This is a genomic window from Mycobacterium pseudoshottsii JCM 15466 (genome assembly GCF_003584745.1).
Lineage (GTDB): Bacteria > Actinomycetota > Actinomycetes > Mycobacteriales > Mycobacteriaceae > Mycobacterium > Mycobacterium marinum.
This window is the reverse complement of the sequence record NZ_AP018410.1, coordinates 4,792,175-4,810,507: the sequence shown is the minus strand read 5'-3', so window position 1 is coordinate 4,810,507 and position 18,333 is coordinate 4,792,175. Positions and strand designations below refer to the sequence as shown.

General features: G+C 65.9%; 11 protein-coding genes and 1 pseudogene. 5 read left to right on the top strand and 7 right to left on the bottom strand.

Annotation, left to right across the window (positions count from 1 at the left end; translation table 11 throughout):
* Positions 1-201 precede the first annotated feature (201 nt).
* Both fdxA and dapC read left to right on the top strand, forming a co-directional pair.
* Positions 202-522, top strand: a pseudogene (fdxA, locus tag MPSD_RS28490) (ferredoxin); the annotation flags it as partial.
* Positions 523-564: 42 nt separating this feature from the next.
* Positions 565-1,662: a succinyldiaminopimelate transaminase gene (dapC, locus tag MPSD_RS21795; RefSeq protein WP_174524107.1), complete on the top strand. Its 1,098-nt coding sequence runs from the start codon at positions 565-567 to the stop codon at positions 1,660-1,662.
* 63 nt (positions 1,663-1,725) lie between these two features.
* Here the strand turns inward: dapC and MPSD_RS21790 are convergent, their stop codons facing one another.
* Positions 1,726-4,545, bottom strand: coding sequence for a DEAD/DEAH box helicase family protein (locus MPSD_RS21790; RefSeq protein WP_020786312.1), 2,820 nt, complete (start codon positions 4,543-4,545; stop codon positions 1,726-1,728).
* A gap of 320 nt (positions 4,546-4,865) precedes the next feature.
* On the opposite strand from MPSD_RS21790, the gene MPSD_RS21785 reads away from it, so the two are divergent.
* The gene (locus MPSD_RS21785; RefSeq protein ID WP_439951886.1) at positions 4,866-6,377 is read left to right on the top strand and encodes an FAD-dependent monooxygenase; all 1,512 of its coding nucleotides are present in this window, start codon (positions 4,866-4,868) and stop codon (positions 6,375-6,377) included.
* 34 nt (positions 6,378-6,411) lie between these two features.
* On the opposite strand, the gene MPSD_RS21780 is transcribed toward MPSD_RS21785, so the two are convergent.
* From MPSD_RS21780 to MPSD_RS21745, 5 genes are all read right to left on the bottom strand, one after another.
* On the bottom strand, positions 6,412-8,385 hold the full coding sequence (locus MPSD_RS21780) for a PE family protein (RefSeq protein ID WP_086085478.1): 1,974 nt from the start codon (positions 8,383-8,385) through the stop codon (positions 6,412-6,414).
* A gap of 603 nt (positions 8,386-8,988) precedes the next feature.
* A complete protein-coding gene (locus tag MPSD_RS21770) occupies positions 8,989-10,191 on the bottom strand; it encodes an ISAs1-like element IS2404/ISMul1 family transposase (RefSeq protein WP_420811852.1) in 1,203 nt (400 codons plus the stop codon).
* Positions 10,192-10,252: 61 nt separating this feature from the next.
* The gene (locus MPSD_RS21760) at positions 10,253-11,746 is read right to left on the bottom strand and encodes an MFS transporter (RefSeq protein WP_119571744.1); all 1,494 of its coding nucleotides are present in this window, start codon (positions 11,744-11,746) and stop codon (positions 10,253-10,255) included.
* 764 nt (positions 11,747-12,510) lie between these two features.
* A complete protein-coding gene (gene stf0, locus MPSD_RS21750; protein WP_020786315.1) occupies positions 12,511-13,314 on the bottom strand; it encodes a trehalose 2-sulfotransferase in 804 nt (267 codons plus the stop codon).
* Between the two features lie 87 nt (positions 13,315-13,401).
* On the bottom strand, positions 13,402-15,000 hold the full coding sequence (locus MPSD_RS21745; protein ID WP_086085855.1) for a PucR family transcriptional regulator: 1,599 nt from the start codon (positions 14,998-15,000) through the stop codon (positions 13,402-13,404).
* 84 nt (positions 15,001-15,084) lie between these two features.
* On the opposite strand from MPSD_RS21745, the gene pruA reads away from it, so the two are divergent.
* Both pruA and MPSD_RS21735 read left to right on the top strand, forming a co-directional pair.
* Positions 15,085-16,716, top strand: coding sequence for an L-glutamate gamma-semialdehyde dehydrogenase (gene pruA / locus MPSD_RS21740; RefSeq protein ID WP_086085856.1), 1,632 nt, complete (start codon positions 15,085-15,087; stop codon positions 16,714-16,716).
* Positions 16,716-17,675: a proline dehydrogenase family protein gene (locus tag MPSD_RS21735; RefSeq protein ID WP_020786318.1), complete on the top strand. Its 960-nt coding sequence runs from the start codon at positions 16,716-16,718 to the stop codon at positions 17,673-17,675. Before pruA ends, MPSD_RS21735 begins: the two co-directional genes overlap by 1 nt.
* A 26-nt stretch (positions 17,676-17,701) precedes the next feature.
* Here the strand turns inward: MPSD_RS21735 and MPSD_RS21730 are convergent, their stop codons facing one another.
* Complete coding sequence (locus MPSD_RS21730; RefSeq protein ID WP_036427182.1) at positions 17,702-18,331, bottom strand: TetR/AcrR family transcriptional regulator; 630 nt, start codon at positions 18,329-18,331, stop codon at positions 17,702-17,704.
* Between the last annotated feature and the right edge of the window lie 2 nt (positions 18,332-18,333).

Here is an 18,333-nt window from a genome sequence, read left to right as displayed (position 1 = left end):
ATCGCACCCCCGGGGTGCTATGCAACTAGGTGCATATAGGCGGCGGACCCCGACGAGCGTGCCAATTAGTTGTGTTGTATATGCAACGTCTAGTATCAGTAACCGAACGCTCGGCCTAACCGTGGCTCGGAAGAAGCCCGGGTCCAGGCGAGTAACAGCCCACATCAAGCAGTACTCAAAGGACACGTTGAGGAGACGTCCGTGACGTACACGATCGCCGAGCCTTGCGTCGACATCAAGGACAAGGCATGCATCGAAGAATGCCCGGTCGACTGCATCTATGAAGGTGCCCGGATGCTCTACATCCACCCCGGCGAATGCGTCGACTGTGGAGCTTGCGAACCGGTCTGTCCCGTCGAAGCGATCTACTACGAAGACGATGTGCCTGAGCAGTGGAGCCAGTACACGCAGATCAACGCAGATTTCTTCGCAGAACTTGGCTCTCCCGGCGGCGCCGCCAAGGTCGGTATGACCGAGAACGACCCCCAGGTGGTCAAGGATCTGCCGCCGCAGGGCGAAGAAGGAAGAAGACTGAGCGGGCCACTAGATCCCCGGAGCCGCAGCTTGCGCGTTTCAGCGTCACTACCGGAATTCCCCTGGGACACGTTGGCCGAGGCGAAAGCGCGGGCCGGGGCGCATCCGGACGGCATCGTCGACCTCTCCGTCGGTACCCCGGTGGATCCCGTCGCGCCGCTGGTCCAAGAAGCGCTGACGGCCGCCGCCTTCTCGCCGGGCTATCCCGCCACCGCGGGCACCGCTGGCCTGAGGGAATCCGCAGTGGCCGCCTTGGCTCGCCGGTACGGCATCACCGAGCTGGCCGAGTCGGCGGTCCTGCCGGTGATCGGCACCAAGGAGTTCATCGCCTGGTTGCCGACACTGCTGGGTCTGGGGTCCGCGGATGCGGTGGTGGTTCCGGAGCTGGCGTACCCGACCTATGAGGTGGGTGCGCGGCTGGCGGGCGCGCGGGTGCAGCGGGCTGACTCGTTGACTCAGTTGGGCCCGCAATCGCCGGCCCTGCTGTATTTGAACTCTCCGAGCAACCCCGCCGGCCGTGTGCTGGGCATGGAGCACCTGCAGAAGGTAGTCGAGTGGGCGCGCGGACGGGGCGTCATCGTGGCCTCTGACGAGTGCTATCTGGGCTTGGTCTGGGATGCCCAGCCGCTGTCGGTGCTGCATCCGGCGGTGTGCGGTGGCGATCACACCGGGTTGCTGGCAGTGCACTCGCTGTCGAAGAGTTCGTCGTTGGCCGGGTACCGCGCGGGTTTTGTCGCCGGGGATCCGGAACTGATCGCCGAGCTGCTGGCGGTGCGCAGACATGCCGGGATGATGGTGCCGACGCCGGTGCAGGCCGCCATGGTCGCAGCGCTGGACGATGACGATCACGAAAAGCAGCAGCGGGAGCGATATGCGCAACGACGTGCGGTGCTGCTGCCGGCGTTGACCTCCGCGGGGTTCAGCGTCGACCATTCCGAGGCTGGCCTGTACCTCTGGGCGACGCGCGGCGAAGGATGCCGGGACACGGTTGCCTGGCTGGCCGAGCGCGGCATTCTGGTTGCCCCCGGTGAGTTCTACGGTCCGGCGGGGGCCCAACACGTGCGGGTGGCGTTGACCGCCACCAAGGAGCGGATCGCCGCCGCGGTACGGCGGCTGGGCGAGCCGTGACCGCACCCGTAATCACGGTGATCGGGCGCGCTCGATCTGACAAGATCTGACAACGGCGCCGGCTCACCGCCAGGTCGTGCGCAGCTGCGTGGTCACCGACAGCGGGTTGTCGCCGCGGAACAGATCGAGAATCGCCTGGCCCTCCGGTGAATCCGCCGGCAGCTGTCGGGGCGGGCCGATGTGACGTCGCCACGACTGGGCCAGGCTTTGCCTGCGATCTTTGCGTCGGGCAAACCACCTCGGTACCGCGTGCCAGGCGATCGCCCCGGGCAGCGGAAGCCCCATGGCGGCGCGGGCGGCGAAGATTCCCCGGGCGAAACGCCCGGACGGCGGTGTGAGGATCTTGCGCCCGATCAGGTAGCGCGGTTCGGTCAGCGGCGCGAGCAGCTCATCGAGGGCTTCGGTAAACCGGCGAGACTGCTCGGTGGGCACATCGCCCAGCTCGCACCGGATCCATCCGTCCTGATCCGAAGTCATCCGCAGCGCTTCGGACCCCCTTTCGGCGCCGCCTGCCGCGTTGAGCCCATCGGCGACGGCGGCGGCGAGTTGTTCGAGAGCGTTGGGTGCGTGGGCGAGGCGGCGACTTTCGGCGGCGGCGGCCGTCGCCAACAGTGCGGCGCCCGCTGCGATGATGCCGCCCGCGGTGGTGGCCCCCGCCAGCGGACCGAAGTTGACCGCGGTGACGGCGGCGCCGGCACTGGCACCGATGGCCGAGACGCCGGCAAGCGCACCCCTGGCAAACCGCGCCGGACTGGGGTGACCCGGTACCGGCGGGGTCAATGCCGAGGCCGCGATGCGGGGTGCGGCGACGCCAAACGGGTGCGCGGCTCTTACTCGGATGGTCGCGACATCGATACCTTCATAGGGCTCGCCGATCCGCCACCAGGTCCTCGCTTCGGCCCGTTGGCTGGCGCGTTGCAGGGCGCGCGCGGTGATGGCCTGGGCATCGGCGGCCGGTGGACTGTATGGGGACAGCGCCGGGTCGCAATGCGTTACCCCGGATTCGATGAGCCCCTGTGGGCTGGCCGCGTAGTGCCCGTCGTGCTTGCGGACCAGCCGCAGGTAGTCGGCGTCCCCCCGCGGATGTTCGGTGGTGAAGCAGCAGACCGACCAGTTGTTGGCGACTTTCTGAGCGTCGTTGGTGTCCTTGCGAATTGCCCGGCCCCGCATCTGCGTGATCGCAGCTTGGGTGGTTGCACTCGTCAGGTCGATGTTGACGTTGACCGCCGCGCAATCCCATCCCTCTCCGAGCAGCGCGCGGGTGCCGATCATGACGCGGGAATGTCCGGCCAGGAAGTATTCGGTAGCCAGCGCCACCCAGGTTCGGGGCGTGAAGGTGCCGCCACCGCGCAGCGTCCGCAGGGCGGGTTGGGTGTCGAGTGGCTCGGCGGTCACGAGCAGGCCGCGCTCGGCGCAGAAGTCGACCAGCTGTGTTGCGATCGCGGCCGGGCAGGCGAAGGTTTGGCTGGTCACCAAAAGCGCGTTGAGGGGGCTGTTCCGCCGGCTGTCGGACGCCGCGAGCATGGCGGTGACCAGCTGGGCCGAACCCGACTGGTTGCTCAGCGGCGCACCCTTCAGCGACGTCGGGAGGGTGCCTGACATCGATTCGAAGTCGCACAACACCAGCGCCCGCAGTCCCGATCCCAGGACGGCGTCTTCGGTGTCGAGGATGTGTGTGGTGGCGGCGATCTTCGACTCCGACAGTGCGCACACCCGATCTATCGGGGAGGTGGCCACTCGTACGCCGCGACTGGTCAGCCGGTAGCCCAAGCCGGGTAGCACCCGCTTGATCGCGGCAAGTGCCTGCGCGTCGCGTGGATCGTCGCTTTGCTGCAGGTGCCCGACGCTGAAGTCGGTCAAGACATTGACCCAATCTTGGGCATCGGGGGGAACCCGGTGTTGTTCGCGCAGGCGGGCACCGTCGGGCAAGGGAATCAGACCGTCGTAGGCGAAGCGCAGACCGCTGCAGGCGAGATCGGGCTCGACGCGTTCGAACGTCGACCAGGCGATCTGATTGCCGTCACGTGTTGATCTGTCCACGATCCGGGTACGCAGCCAGGAGGCCAGCGACATGCTGCCCACCTGTTGGTCGATGACTGCCAGCATGAGCTCGGCGAAGCGAGCCCGATGGGTTGCCACCCAGGCCTGTTCCTCCGGCGTCGGTTCGGTGAGATAGATCAGCTCCTGATAGGGCGCGAGGTCGCCCTCCTTGACCAGAGCGGGTGTTGGAACCGCGAAGTCGGCGGCGCCGAATAACTCGTCATGCAAGGTGTGCTGCCAGGCGGTGAGTTCTGTTACCGGGGTTGCGGTGAGCCCGATCAGTGCGGTTTGCGGGCCCAGGACCGACCCGAGCGCGGCGACAAGCGCACCCCAAGTGGCCAGCAGGTGATGGCATTCGTCGAGCACCAGCGTCCAAGGGCCCAACGTTGCCGCCCGCTCGATCAACGCCCTGCCGTTCGGGTGCAACAGCTCCAATAAGGCCTGCTGGTCACGGCTGCGCAGCACTTCTCGCCGGACGGCCGAATCCGTTTCGTCGTCGATGACCGCAAGGGACTGGTAGGTCAGCACGTTCATCGCCGACGCCAGGTCGCGCTCGGTTCCACACCTGGCCGCGGACGGGTCCGTCGAGGGAAAGCGTCCATCCCAGGTGGCGGCCCACTGTGCCTGTACCGCCGTGTTGGGCACCAACACCAGGGTGCGCCGGCCCAGCCGGCGCGCCGCTTCCAGTCCGATCATTGTCTTCCCGGCACCTGGCGGCAGGACCAGATAGCACCGGTTGTCCCCGCTGGCGACGTCAGCGTCAAACGCGTCCAACGCTTGCTGCTGATAGACCCGCCAGGTACCGGCGAAGCTCCTCGATTCAAGATCCTGGCGCGGCTCCACGAGAGCCCACCCTAGCCGGCGGTGTGTGCGGGTCACTGGCAATCGGCACGCATCGTGGCGACCGCCGGCCGTGGAGACGCTCCCGGGCCCGCCCATTTGTTGGCACCGCTACCCGATGACCCGCTGGACGCGACTGACGGCAAGGGAAAGTGGCAAGCCCTAGTTGCCCCCCACTCTCAATTTATAGGGCACTGGGGGGCTTGCGGCAAGACCGGGGGTGGGGGCAAAATCGCTGGCCAAGAACGGGATCTGTGGGAATTGGGGGTTGCGAAATGCCAAAGCCGTCGTCGCCGGATCGATCGCGAAACGGGCTCGAACCGATGGCTGACCATGCGGTGGTGGTTGTCGGTGCAGGACCGACAGGGCTGATGTTGGCAGGTGAGTTGGCGTTGGCAGGGGTTGACGTTGCCGTCGTCGAGCGACGGGTCAGCCAGGATCTGGTTGGCTCGCGTGCCGGCGGCCTGCATTCACGCACCATCGAGGTTCTTGATCAGCGCGGCATCGCCGACCGGTTCCTCGCGCAAGGTACTGCCACGCAGGTCGCCCGATTTGCCGCAATCCCGTTGGACATCAGCGACTTTCCCACCCGACACAACTATGGCCTGGCGTTGTGGCAAAACCGCATTGAGCGGATCCTCGCCGAATGGGTTGCCGAGCTGCGGGTTCGGATCTATCGCGGATGTGAAGTCACTGATATCACCCAGGACGACAACGGAGTCGACATCACGCTGTCTGATGGCCCGCCATTGCGTGCGGAATACGTCGTGGGGTGCGACGGAGGACGTAGCCTGGTCCGCAGGGCGGTTGGTATCGACTTCCCTGGCTGGGATCCGACAACGAGCGCGCTGATCGCCGAAGTCGAGGTGGCAGTCGGGTCCGAATCGGGCCCGAACCTCGGCCAGGTCCGCCACGACGCCCTCGGCGTCCACGGCTTCACCAGGTTGCCGGACGGTGGTCCGCTACGGGTGGTGGTGACCGAGCGGCAGCTCGATGCCGGCGGGGAACCCAGCCTGGGCGATCTCAGCGCGGCGCTCACCGCCGTGTACGGCACCGACTACGGGATTCACAGTCCCACTTGGATTTCCAGATTCACCGATCTGACGCGGCAGGCCGCGACGTACCGACAGGGACGCGTCCTGATCGCCGGCGATGCCGCACACGTGCATGATCCAGTCGGCGGGCAGGGCCTCAACACGGGCGTCCAGGATGCGGTGAATTTGGGATGGAAGCTGGCCCAAGTGGTCAATCGCAGGTCGCCGGAAAGCCTTCTCGACACCTACCATGCCGAACGCCATCCGATCGTTGCCCGCGTGCTACGCACCACGATGGCCCAAGTCGCGCTGCGTCGTATGGACGACCGCAAAAAAGCGTTGAGCGACACCATTTCCGAGCTCCTCATGATGGAGGAGCCGCGAAAAAGGTTTGCCGCGATGATGTCCGGGCTAGACATTCGTTATGACCTCGGTGGGGGACACCCGCTACTCGGTCGCCGCATGCCCGATCTGGACCTGGCTACCTCCGATGGCCCGCGGCGGGTCTTCACCTACCTGCATGCGGCCCGGCCGGTGCTGCTCAACCTCGCTGAGCCCGGCCGCTTCGACATCGCGGGATGGCAGCATCGAGTCCTGCCGATTGACGCGAAATATGCTGGTGTCTGGGAGCTTCCGGTACTAGGCGCGATCGCTGCTCCGGATGCGGTGTTGATTCGACCCGACGGGTATGTCGCCTGGGTAGGAGATGACCTCACCGACCGGGGACTCTTCGATGCGCTTACCGCCTGGTTCGGGCGCCCAGCGGTCCCGAGCCCGCGACTGCGGGCATCGGCACCCTGATCAACCACTATGCGGGGTGCGCGCTCGGCAGGTATCAGGCCATGCCGCCGGGATCACCGGGTCCCCCGTCGGTCCCGTTCATGCCGTCGGCGCCCGCACTTCCGGTGCCCGCACGCCCGCTCGATCCGGGGTCACCCCCCTGCCCGCGCAGGCCACCAGTTCCGCCGGAGCCCCCGGCGGCGTTGCTGCCAGCGCTACCGGCGCCGCCTAGCAGGCTGCCCGAACCGCCCTCGCCGCCGGCGCCGCCATCGCCACCGTGGCCGCCGACTCCGCCGTTGCCGCCGGTTCCCCCGTTGCCAATAATGCCGTCGTAGGACAGGTTGTCGCTGTTGCGCACGCCGCCGTTGCCGCCGAGGCCGTCTTGTGCGCCGTCGCCGCCCACCCCGCCGGTCCCACCGAGGCCGCCGTCGCCGCCGGCGCCGCCAAGACCGGCCAGCAGACCGGCGCGGCCGCCTGCACCGCCCTGTCCGCCGGCGCCACCGTCACCACCCAGCCCGCCGTCACCGCCGGTGCCGCCATCGCCGCCGCTACCTCCCGCGGGAATCTTCTCGCCGAATGGGCCGTGGCCGCCGTTGCCGCCGTTGCCCGCTACGCCGCCATTGGCACCAGCTGCGGCCGCTCCGCCTTGGCCGCCCAGGCCGCCGGCGCCGCCGGCGCCGCCATCGCCGGCCAGCAGTCCGCCGTTCCCGCCGGCTCCGCCCTGGCCACCGCTACCGCCCGCTTGCCCGTTGCTGCCGGAACCGCCATGGCCACCGTCGCCGCCGGCACCGCCAGTGCCGGGGCTGGGAGTGAAGAAGCCACCACTACCGCTGTCGCCGCCTTTGCCGCCGTTGCCGCCGGTACCGCCCACCGCACCGGCGCCGCCGTCGCCGCCGTCGCCGCCGTTGGCGCCCGAGCCGGCGTTGGAGATCTTGGACGTGGTGGTGCCGCCGCTACCGCCGTTGCCGCCGTCGCCGTCGCCGCCGGCGCCACCGTTATTGCCGTCACCGCCGGCGCCCCCCGATGTTGCGGACCCACCCGAAAAGTTGTTGGCACCGGCGCCGCCATTGCCGCCACCGCCGCCGGTGCCGCCGAGCGCGCCGGGGCCGCCGTCTCCGGCGAGGCCACCGTCGCCGCCGGTACCTCCCGATGCCGTCGATGTGCCGGGGCTGCCCTGGCCGCCGGAGCCGCCGTCGCCGCCCTCTACCCCGGTCACGGTGCTTGAATCACCCGGACCGCCGTTTTCTCCTACCTCGCCGCCCGTGCCCGAGGTTGCCTGACCGGTCGGGGATACCGGGCCGGGATTGACGGCGTCGGGACCTTGTGCACCCTGTCCGCCCTGCCCGCCGGCGCCACCGGCGCCGAACAGTCCGGCGCTGCCGCCCGCCCCGCCGTTGCCGCCGGTGCCGCCGACCACCATCGCGGTCCCGCCGTTTCCGCCCGCACCACCATTGCCGAACAGCATCCCGCCGGATCCGCCGACGCCGCCGGTGGCACCCGCGCCGCCGGCCCCACCGGCCCCACCGTTGCCGATAAACCCGGCGGCGCCGCCATTGCCGCCGGTCTGCCCGGCGGCCCCGGTCGCGCCGGCCCCGCCGTTACCCCACAGGATTCCGCCGGCACCACCGTTACCGCCCGGCGTCGTGGCGTTGGCGCCGTCACCGATCAGCGGCCGGCCGAACAGCGACTGCGCGGGCGCATTGATCGCGTTGAGCGTCAGGTCTTGTAGGGCCTGCAATGGAGATGAATTGGCGGCCTCGGCGGCCGCATACGCCCCGGCCCCGGTGTTGAGCGCCGACATGAACCGGGCATGGAAGGCCGAAGCCTGCGCGCTGATTGTCTGATACCCCAGGGCATGCTCGTCGAACAGCGCCGCGATGGCGGCTGACACTTCGTCGGCGCCGGCTGCCAGCAGGCCGGTCGTGGGCAGGGCCGCCGCCGCGTTGGCCATCTCGAGGTTTGACCCAATGGTCGCCAATTCCGAGGTCACCGCCGCCATAGTTTCTGGCACTGCGAATACGAAAGACATCCAACACCTCCGCAAACGTTTGTCTGTTCGAGCCAGCCCCCGAGTGTCTTGATGGCCCGGACTGCTGCAGCTTATCCACAATCAAGACGTCCGCACTGCCATTAACGGAAAATTCATATGACCAAAGTTTTTCAGTCTAATTAATTCGCCACATGATGATTTTTTCGTTGAATGTTGTCAATTCATTCATTGTATTCATAGCTGCTCAACTTAGGGTTCAGGATGATCGTCACGTCCCGGATGCGCGCCGGTGCCTGGTGGTTGCCGCTGGTCCGTTCGGCCAGCGCTGGTACCCAATAGGCGGCCGATTGACAGTGCCCGCGAACCATGTGGACTGCCGAATCATTATGTTTAGAAGCTACTTTCGGGCAGTCGGCCAGTGTCCAGCGGGTGTGGTGCCCCCGCGAGGGCAGCAGATCTCGGCCGCTAACCGCCGAAGGCGGGACGGGGCATCCTGAATGCGCGGCGCCCGTTGCACAGCACCACGCTGCCCATTCGACTTTGCGAGCCTGCCGTTGGCGCGGCACCCAAGATATTTGCCCCCGGATTATCGGCCGTCATTGTCGCAGCTTGGGGGTTTATTCAGGGCTCCGGCGTTGTTGATTAGCAGGCTTGTGAGCTGGGGGATTGTGGATTGAGGAGGTCTAGGCGGCGGTTGGCGGTCAAAGCGGTGATCCGGCAGGCTTCGGCGATGTTGTCGGCGCCGTTGAGGCGGTGCAGATTGATCGCGGTGTTGCGTAGCGTTGCTAGGACCTGTGCGCCGTTTCCGGTATGCGCCCTTTGACGGTCTTCGTCGAAGGTGACGTCGCGTATCCAGTGCAGGCTGTTCTCGATTCCCCAGTGTTGACGCATCCAGGTCATGATCGCGGTAGGGCGGGCGTGCTCGAACGGCAGGCTGCAGATGGCATAGACCACCTCCACGCTGCGCTGGTCGGTGGCGGTGATCAAGCGTTCACGAGTGATCCGGATGATTTGTTTTGCGTAGGGGAAGCCGATTCCTCGTGCAGCGGTGATGATTTGCAGGGTGCGGGTCTCGACACGGCCGTGGCCGCGGGAGTCGTCGGTAGCGGCTGTGGGCACCTCGGCCCAGGGCAGCGCGGTGATACGCGCAAGTATTTTGGCTTGGTTGGACTTGACGATCATCAGGTAGTGCGACTTCAAGGTGGCGCAGATCAACTTCGCGGTGACGACCTGGGTATGCATCGCATCCACGGTGACCAGCCACCGCAAGCTACCCGGCAGCAGCGTGAGCAGGGCACGTACGCAGGGAATTTCATTGCTTTTCTCGGCGACAGCGAGTTGACCGAGCACCAATCGGGCACGGTGGGCGAACACCGACACGAGATGCGTGGCTGTCGCTTTGGCGCGTAAAGCACCACGCAGCATCTTGCCGTCCAACGCGATCGGCACCAATCCACTGGGGTCGCTGCTGGCCACGTGTGCAGTGAAGTAACTGCCCATCCTGGCGTTGAGGTCGGCGGGGTCTAGCCGAGACAAAACAGCGCGGAAGGTCTTCTCACTGGGCCGCCGGAACCGGACCCCTAATTGGGCCAACACATCATCGGGAGCGGTGGCCGCCCATGTGGCAAAACCAGCATAGCCGCGCATCCCCGCGGCAGTGGCCAGAACCGCGATCGCCAACAAAGCCATCAGCGAATACCTCCGACCGCGTGGGTCCCTCGGGTCTGGCACCGAGGCCAACACATCGAGAAACTCCGATCCGATGAGCTCGCTGCGCTCACCAGGACTCCAGCGGTCGAACACCTCTGGAACCGACGACACAGGCAATACTGAAACGGTAGGCACGGGCAACTCCAGACCAACGACGAACAGTAACCAACTCGATCGTTCTCCAGATAGCCCGTGCCTACACTCCGGCCCCAATAGCGCGGCACCAAAGATCATCAACCCAGCTCACAAGCCTGCTAATCAACAACGCCGGAGCCCTGGGTGCGGATGCCGGAAGTGGAGCGGGCCGGCCCGCCGCACCGGCGGCGGTTTCCGTCGGCCGCACGTAGCGCACCCAGGTCAGGATGGCCGCGCCGATATAACACGCGAAGAAGATCCAGAATGCGGGCGTTTCCGTGCCGGTGCTGACGTAGGACTGCCGCAGTGCCATGTTGATCCCGACCCCGCCCAACGCGCCGAAGGAACCGGCGAACCCGATCAGGGCTCCGGACCGGACTCGTGCCCAGTGGTGGCGTTGGGCAGCGTTCAGGCTCAGCCCGCGGCTGCGTTCCTCGAACACCGACGGAATCAGCTTGTACACCGCGCCCTTGCCCGCTCCGCAGACGATGAACAGCGCGATAAAGCCCACGATGTATCCGGCCATCATGAAGCCGGTCACCGGATCGCCGCGCTCCTCCGCCGCGTCGGCGTAGATGCTGACGCCGACCAAGAATCCGCCGGCCAGGATCGCCGCAGAGAAGACGGTGAGAGTGACGTGACCACCGCCAAAGCGATCGCTGAGCTTGCCCCCGACGATCCTTGCCAGTGAGCCCAACAGGGGACCGATGAACGCGATTTGGGCGGCGTGCAGTGACGCATGCGCCTGGGTTTCCCCGGCTGCCGCGAAGTTGTGCTGCAGCACCTGGCCGAACGCGAACGTGAAGCCGAGGAACGAGCCCGACGCGCACATGTAGAGCAGCGAGATCGTCCACGAATCGGGCACGGTGAGAATCGACCGCAGGTTGTTCAACGACAGACCGGTGCGGTGGGCTACCACGTCGTCCATGAACAATGCCGCACCGATGCCGCCAATGGTCAGCAGCACCAAATAGATTGCGCATACCCAATAGGGAGCCGCGTGGCCCGCGGTGGCCAGGACAACGAGTCCGACCATCTGGACGGCGGCAGATCCGAGGTTGGCCATGCCGCCGGTCAAGCCGAGCACAATGCCCTTGAGTCGTTGCGGAAAAAGGCCGTCGACCTTGGCCAGTGAACCCGAATAGTTGCCGCCCCCTAAACCGGTGAACGCGGCACACACGAGGTAGGGCCACAGCGGCAGGCCCGGGTGAGCCAGCAGCACGATGGTTCCGAGGGTGGGGATCAACAGCACAAGTGAGGAGATTGTGGTCCAGGTGCTTCCGCCAAACCAGTTGGCCGCCATCGCATATGGGATGCGCACCAGCGCTCCGACCAATGATGCGGTGGCGTCCAGCAGTAGCTTGTCGCCGGTGGTGAAACCGTAGATGGACTGCGGCATGAACAGCACCATCACCGACCAGAGGTACCAAACCGAAAAGGCGATGTGCGCATTGAGGACTAACCAGGTCAGGTTCCGGCGGGCAATCGCATAGTTCCCGTTTGCCCAGGCCACCGTGTCTTCTGGATGCCAGTCAGTGATGCGCGAGCGCGCCATAGGCTGCGAACCTTTCGGGTTGATGGTGGACGGCGATCGGCGATGCCGGGGTGCTTGCCTTGGGCTGTGCCGCGCCGAAAGGCAATCGAGCGTCCAGCGGGTTGGCGTCGGTCTCAGCGACGGGAACCCGGGGAATGCGCACGTGGGCAGGCGTTGTCCCGCACGGGAGTTGCATGAATTGCTTGACGGCAGTATAAATCGCCGCCGAATTCGCGGCAGTAGAGCTGCTTGCCGAAGTCGTGCGAGCCGAAGTTGTGCGAGGGGGCCGGCGCAAGTGCGACGCGGTGCCGACCGTAGTCGAGTATGAAAAACCAACGGTCACAAGGCCCCCTTCCCCGCCTCACAGGTGGCTGCACAATTGGCAGCCACGTATTGACTGTTCCGCAGGGGCCGTTGGCCATCGCTTTCGCGACGGGCGGTTATGGCGAGCCCCACCGCCGTTATGCGCCGCAATCGCCCCGGCGCACCTTTATAACGTCCTTGAAGCTATAGGTTGACAATTAAACCAAGCTATGGTACTTCGACAACTCGACCGGGGGGATGCACAGCAGACTTCCAGCTGACTTCATCGGTATCTCCAAACTGTGGGTGTGGCTTTCCGGGCAGGGCGCGGCTACGGTGCGATCGACGATGGCCGCGTCGTGCCGCAACTCCGCGTCGGGGTGGTAGCGCTCGCCATTGTGTGGGTGAAATGTGCTGCCGTACTTAATCAATTGCGGACGCGCTCAGGGGCCGAGGTGGCCGCTGAAGGTTGATGTCGGGGGCTACGTGGGTAGGCCCGCTCTTTCGGCATCTGCGCGATAGCGGTCCACCCACTCGTCGGAACGTTCGTTGGCTTGTCGAACCAGCGGTGCGGTGGGCGCCAGCCGTGCGTCGAGCCCCAACGCTTCCAGGATGTTGCCGACCAGCTCGGTTAGATTGCGCCACAGCACCGGGTAGGAGATCTCCATCGGTGCAATGCCCTCTTCGGCGAACCAGCTTCGCCAACCCTGTTCCTGCGCGCGGAGCATGCTCACCACATGGGCGATCGCGCCGGCGTGATAGCTGGCACGAGCGTCGCGTGCCGGGTCGGGGTGGCCTCGCCAGACTCCGGTCTGTACCGCGCGCCAGAACGACACTGCCTGCGACACCACATCGGGACGGTAGACATAGACCAGGAGGGGGTTCTCGCCGATCACGTCGCGGATCGCGGCCGACAGCCCGTCGCCCGATCGATTCGGGAGCTGCCTTGCCCGGTTCAGCAGCAGGGGAGTCTGATTCCACATCAGTTTGCCGCCCCAGACCCCGTTGGGTGTTCGCCCTACGGTGCGGACGTAGTCACGCCAGATTTCGGGCGGCGCCAGATCCGGCTTACCTTCGTCCAGTGGATCGAGCAGGCGCAGGATCGAGGCGTCCTCGACGCCGGCGAACCACTCGCGCGGCTGTGGAGGCTGGCTGGTGGTGGGCAGATACTGAAAGAACTCCTGAGGCTCGCCGGCGACGCCGGTGGCGCGCAATGATTCGACCAACAGCGTGCTGCCGCTGCGCTGGGAGGCTAGAACCAGATACGACGACGGGCTATCTGCCACGAAGGAAGACTAACGCGTGGCAAATCCGCGGCAAGGGCGAAAATTGGGTTCACGCTGAAGATTACTCTTGTATGCGACCGCAGTTGGCTAACTGGAGCGGTCGGTAGCCCGTAAGCCCAGCGAAAAGACCAGCCGTACATCGGGATCGGCGAAGGAGGTTGACAACAGCTTCTCGACGCGCCGAATGCGGTAGCGAACGGTGTTGGGATGTACCTGCAGTGACTGCGCGGCTAGGCCGATATCGCCGAAGCTGTCGAGATAGACACGCAACGTGTCGGCCAGCACTGGATCCTTGGCGCGCAGGTCGGGTATCCGGGGATCTATCAGCCGTGCATCGTTGCCGACCAGGGTGACGATCTCGTCAAGCAGCACGGTGGTGCGTGCTTCGGCCAGTGAGGTCACCCGACCGATCGAAATGGGGTGGCGCTCGGCGCTGTCCAGCACGCGATCCACTTCGACACGCGCCGAGGCAAGTCCATCCAGGCCCGCAACCGGTGCGGCGATGGTTGCCCGCAACTCCACCCCCAGCTCGCTGCGCAGCGCGCTGATGGTGCCGCGAACCCAGGAGGTCAGTGAACGCGCGGTCGCGGTCTGCGGCAGCACGACGTAGATGCGCGATCCATTGGTGCCGACTTGGGCGTCGCGCCGAAATGCGCTTGCACTCAGCGCTAGTACATCGGCGAGACGGGACTGCTTGTCGTCGGCTTCGATGGTGTCGAACCCGATCAGGGCGGCGTTTCCGTCAGCGGATAGACCGAGTTCGCGCGCGATGGCGGTGACGTCCGCGGGTGCCGCGGTGGGGTCAGGATCGGCTAGGCCCAGTAGCTGCTGCACTCGCCGGGCGTGCGTGGATGGGCGCGATGCCAGGCGTGTCATGATGCGGGCGCCCAGAACCGCCGCGCCGCGCAGCACTTCGTCGGCGTCCTCGGCCAGCGGCTGGGAGCCTTGTTGAACCCAGATGGATCCGGCGAACACCGGTGGGCGCCGTGCGGCGACCGGTGGCTGATGAATACCGATGGCCAATCGCGGACGCAGGCCTAGTACGGGGCGCTCGGCCACGCGCACCACCTCGCTGCCGGAGCGAAGCGCATCGAAGATGCCCCACTCGCCGATCCGCTTGAGATGCTCGGGTGGACCCGCACGCCCCAGAATGGAGAGCCGGCGCAGCTCGTCGGCCTCGTCGCTGGAAGCCGAATAGGCGAGTACGTGAGACTGAGCGTCCTCGATGCTGACCATGCCGTGGATACGGTCGGCCAGCGACTGGGCCAGGCCGAACAAATCGGTGCCCGAGTCATCGGTGGTCCGGTCCCCGTGGTGCTCGAGTACGTGGTTGACCAGACGGTACAGCCGCTCGCAGCGGGCCTGGGGCTCCACCGCCACCACCGCTGCCCCGGAGCGGACGGCCTTGGCCACCACCGCGTCCGACGGTTGCTTGACGAATATCGCCACCGGGGTCCCGGCCTGCCCGTCGATCCACCGCAACGCTTCGTGGTCGGTGACACCGAGCAGGAAAAAGATGTCGGCCGAGCCAGCCGCCGCCGCCAGACCCAGCCGCACATCGTCGGAATCGACCAAGGCTGCCGAGGCCACCGGAAGGTCTAGGCCACGCGGGGCTTCCACCAGGCTGACCAGCGTCGCATCCAGGGCGAGCAGTAGTTGGCCCAAGCCGACGCCAGCCACTCCCATGTTGTCCGATAGTACTAGTGCTGATCGTCAATCTTGTCCGATCGGCTAATCGATTCGAGCCTGCCGGCAGGGATGCTGGCAGGCATGGACGCGATTACCCAGGTGCCGATTCCCGCCAACAAGCCGGTCCACAGCTATGCGCCGCACTCACCCGAACGGTCTCGCCTGAAAAGCGAGTTGATCGCTTTGGCGCAACAGCCGATCGACCTGCCGCACGTGATCGGCGGTAAACACCGGATGGGCGACGGCGAACGTATCGACGTCGTGCAGCCACACCGGCACGCCGAACGGCTGGGCACCTTGACCAACGCCGTCCACGCTGACGCCACGGCGGCAATAGAGGCCGCCATGGCCGCCAAGAACGGCTGGGCCGCCATGCCGTTCGACGAGCGCGCCGGGGTTTTCCTGCGGGCGGCCGACCTGCTGGCCGGGCCATGGCGGGAAAAGATCGCGGCGGCAACGATGCTCGGCCAGTCGAAGTCGGCATACCAGGCCGAAATCGACGCACCGTGCGAGTTGGTCGACTTCTGGCGCTTCAACGTAGCTTTTGCTCGCCAGATCCTGGACCAGCAACCGGTCAGCGCCAAGGGGGAGTGGAACCGCACCGATCACCGCCCACTGGAAGGCTTCGTCTACGCGATCACGCCGTTCAACTTCACCGCGATCGCCGCGAACTTGCCGACCGCACCGGCACTGATGGGCAACACCGTGGTGTGGAAGCCGTCGGTTACCCAGACCTTGGCGGCCTATCTGACCATGCAGGCGCTCGAGGCCGCCGGACTGCCGCCCGGGGTGATCAACCTGGTCACCGGTGACGGACTGGCGGTTTCGGATGTCGCGCTGACCGATCCGCGGCTGGCCGGCATCCACTTCACCGGGTCGACGGCGACCTTCCAACACCTGTGGCAACAGGTCGGCGCCAACATCGCTTCCTACCAGAGCTACCCCCGGTTGGTCGGCGAGACCGGCGGCAAGGACTTTGTGGTCGCTCATTCCTCCGCGCGCCCGGAGGTGGTGGCTACGGCGCTGATCCGGGGTGCCTTCGAGTACCAGGGGCAGAAATGCTCGGCGGCATCGCGAGCATTCATCCCACACTCGGTCTGGCAACAGATGGGCGACACTTTCCTGGACACCGCCGCCGGGCTGAAATACGGCGACATCATCGACCTGTCCAACTTTGGTGGCGCACTCATCGATCGCCGCGCCTTCATCAAGAACGTCGACGCAATCGAACGAGCGAAGGGCGCAGCCGGCGTCACCATCGCCGTGGGGGGCGAATATGACGACAGCGTTGGATATTTCGTGCGACCAACCGTGCTGCTATCCGACGATCCGACCGATGAGTCCTTTGCGACCGAGTACTTCGGACCGGTGCTGTCGCTGCACGTATACCCCGACGACCAGTACGAACGGATCCTCGATGTCATCGACACCGGCTCCCGCTATGCGCTGACCGGCGCCGTCATCGCCGACGACCGCAATGCCGTGCTGACCGCTCAGAACCGGCTGAGGTTCGCGGCAGGAAACTTCTACATCAACGACAAGCCGACCGGTGCGGTCGTTGGCCGCCAGCCCTTCGGTGGCTCGCGCGGCTCGGGCACCAACGACAAGGCTGGATCGCCACAGAATCTGTTGCGCTGGACGTCGACACGCACCATCAAAGAGACATTCGTCCCGGCGACCGACCACACCTACCCGCACATGGAGTCGGACTGATGACCCGCCTATTCGCCCACACGGTCCGCCCCGCCATGCTCGCGGCCAGCCGGGCCGACCGGTTGCGGCGCACCCTGGAACACTCGTCGGTAACCCGTCGAGTGGTGCGCCGTTTTGTGCCCGGTGAGACCGTCGACAGTGTCCTTGACGTTGTTGGTGCGCTGCGTGATTCGGGCCGCTGCGTCAGCATCGACTATCTCGGCGAGAACGTCACCGATGTCGATGACGCGGCCGAGACGGTTCGGGCCTACCTGAACTTGCTCGACGTGATGGGGCGGCGCAACGATGCCGGGCGCGATGGAGTGCGGTCGTTGGAGGTGTCGGTCAAGCTTTCGGCCCTGGGGCAGGCTCTGGAACGCGACGGGCAGAAGATCGCGTTGGACAACGCCCGCACCATCTGCGAGCGGGCCGAGCAGGTCGGTGTCTGGGTCACCGTGGATGCCGAAGACCACACGACCACCGAGTCGACGTTGTCCATCGCCGGCGACCTACGTGTCGACTTTGCTTGGCTGGGTACCGTTGTTCAGGCCTGCCTGAGGCGCACGCTCGACGACTGTCAGGAGCTCGCGTCGGTGGGGGCCCGGGTCCGCTTGTGCAAGGGCGCTTATGACGAACCCGAATCGGTGGCATACCGCGACCGGGTCGAGGTCACCGACTCCTATCTGAGGTGCCTGCAGGTACTGATGGCAGGTTCCGGGTATCCCATGGTTGCGTCGCACGACCCGGAGATCATTGCCACTGTTGCCGGTATGGCCCACGAGTCAGGGCGCAGCGCAAACGATTTCGAATACCAAATGTTGTACGGCATTCGTGACGAGGAACAGTGGCGACTGGTCGGCGCCGGTAGCCAGGTGCGCGTGTACGTGCCGTTTGGTACCCAGTGGTACGGCTACTTCATGCGCAGGCTGGCCGAACGCCCGGCGAATCTCGGCTTCTTTCTGCGCGCACTGGTGAAATGACCTCGCGCTGAGGGTATTCGCAGCCGTCAGTGTACTTTCGAAACGCCGCGGGCCGGTCGCCAACGGCTATCGGAGAATCCGTCGACCACGTGCGCGCGGACGAACTCGGTGACGGCCTGGGCGTCATCCATGTCGCGTATCGGTGATGGCGTGCTGAACAGCGAGAACAAAATGCGCGCGAACCATTCGGCGGCCGCCTGGACGTCGAGGTCCTTACGGACCTCGGCGGTGAGCTTGGCCGCGGCGAGGTAAGGGGCGAAAAAGTCGATGCATTCGCGCAGCAGCACGGCGGAATCCTTGGTCAGCAACAGGCTGATCGCGTCCTGGTCGAAGTACTTGGCCGAAGCGATCGCCGGCCGGGACTGAGTCACGAATACGGCGGCTTGGCAGAGCTTTTCCTGCAGCGATCCACCTCGGTCCATCGCTTTGGACATTTCGCGATAGAACTGTTCGGAAGCGCGTTCGGCGCAGCCTTCCATGATGGCGGCCTTGTCGCGGAAGTACTCGTAGATGGTGCTTCGAGACACGTTCGCCAGTCTGGCGATGTCGACAATCGTGGTCTTCTGAAAGCCCTGCCGGCGAAAGCACACATACGCCGACCCGATGATGAGTTCGCGGGTGTCGGTTGCCTGAGGCAGGGCGGCGGACTGGGGCATCA

Excerpts from the sequence above, each read along its gene's own strand:
- MPSD_RS21785 (WP_439951886.1), top strand. The coding sequence starts at position 4,866 with ATGGCTGACCATGCGGTGGTGGTTGTCGGTGCAGGACCGACAGGGCTG.
- MPSD_RS21780 (WP_086085478.1), bottom strand. The coding sequence starts at position 8,385 with ATGTCTTTCGTATTCGCAGTGCCAGAAACTATGGCGGCGGTGACCTCG.
- MPSD_RS21760 (WP_119571744.1), bottom strand. The coding sequence starts at position 11,746 with ATGGCGCGCTCGCGCATCACTGACTGGCATCCAGAAGACACGGTGGCC.
- MPSD_RS21745 (WP_086085855.1), bottom strand. The coding sequence starts at position 15,000 with ATGGGAGTGGCTGGCGTCGGCTTGGGCCAACTACTGCTCGCCCTGGAT.
- pruA (WP_086085856.1), top strand. The coding sequence starts at position 15,085 with ATGGACGCGATTACCCAGGTGCCGATTCCCGCCAACAAGCCGGTCCAC.
- MPSD_RS21735 (WP_020786318.1), top strand. The coding sequence starts at position 16,716 with ATGACCCGCCTATTCGCCCACACGGTCCGCCCCGCCATGCTCGCGGCC.
- MPSD_RS21730 (WP_036427182.1), bottom strand. The coding sequence starts at position 18,331 with ATGCCCCAGTCCGCCGCCCTGCCTCAGGCAACCGACACCCGCGAACTC.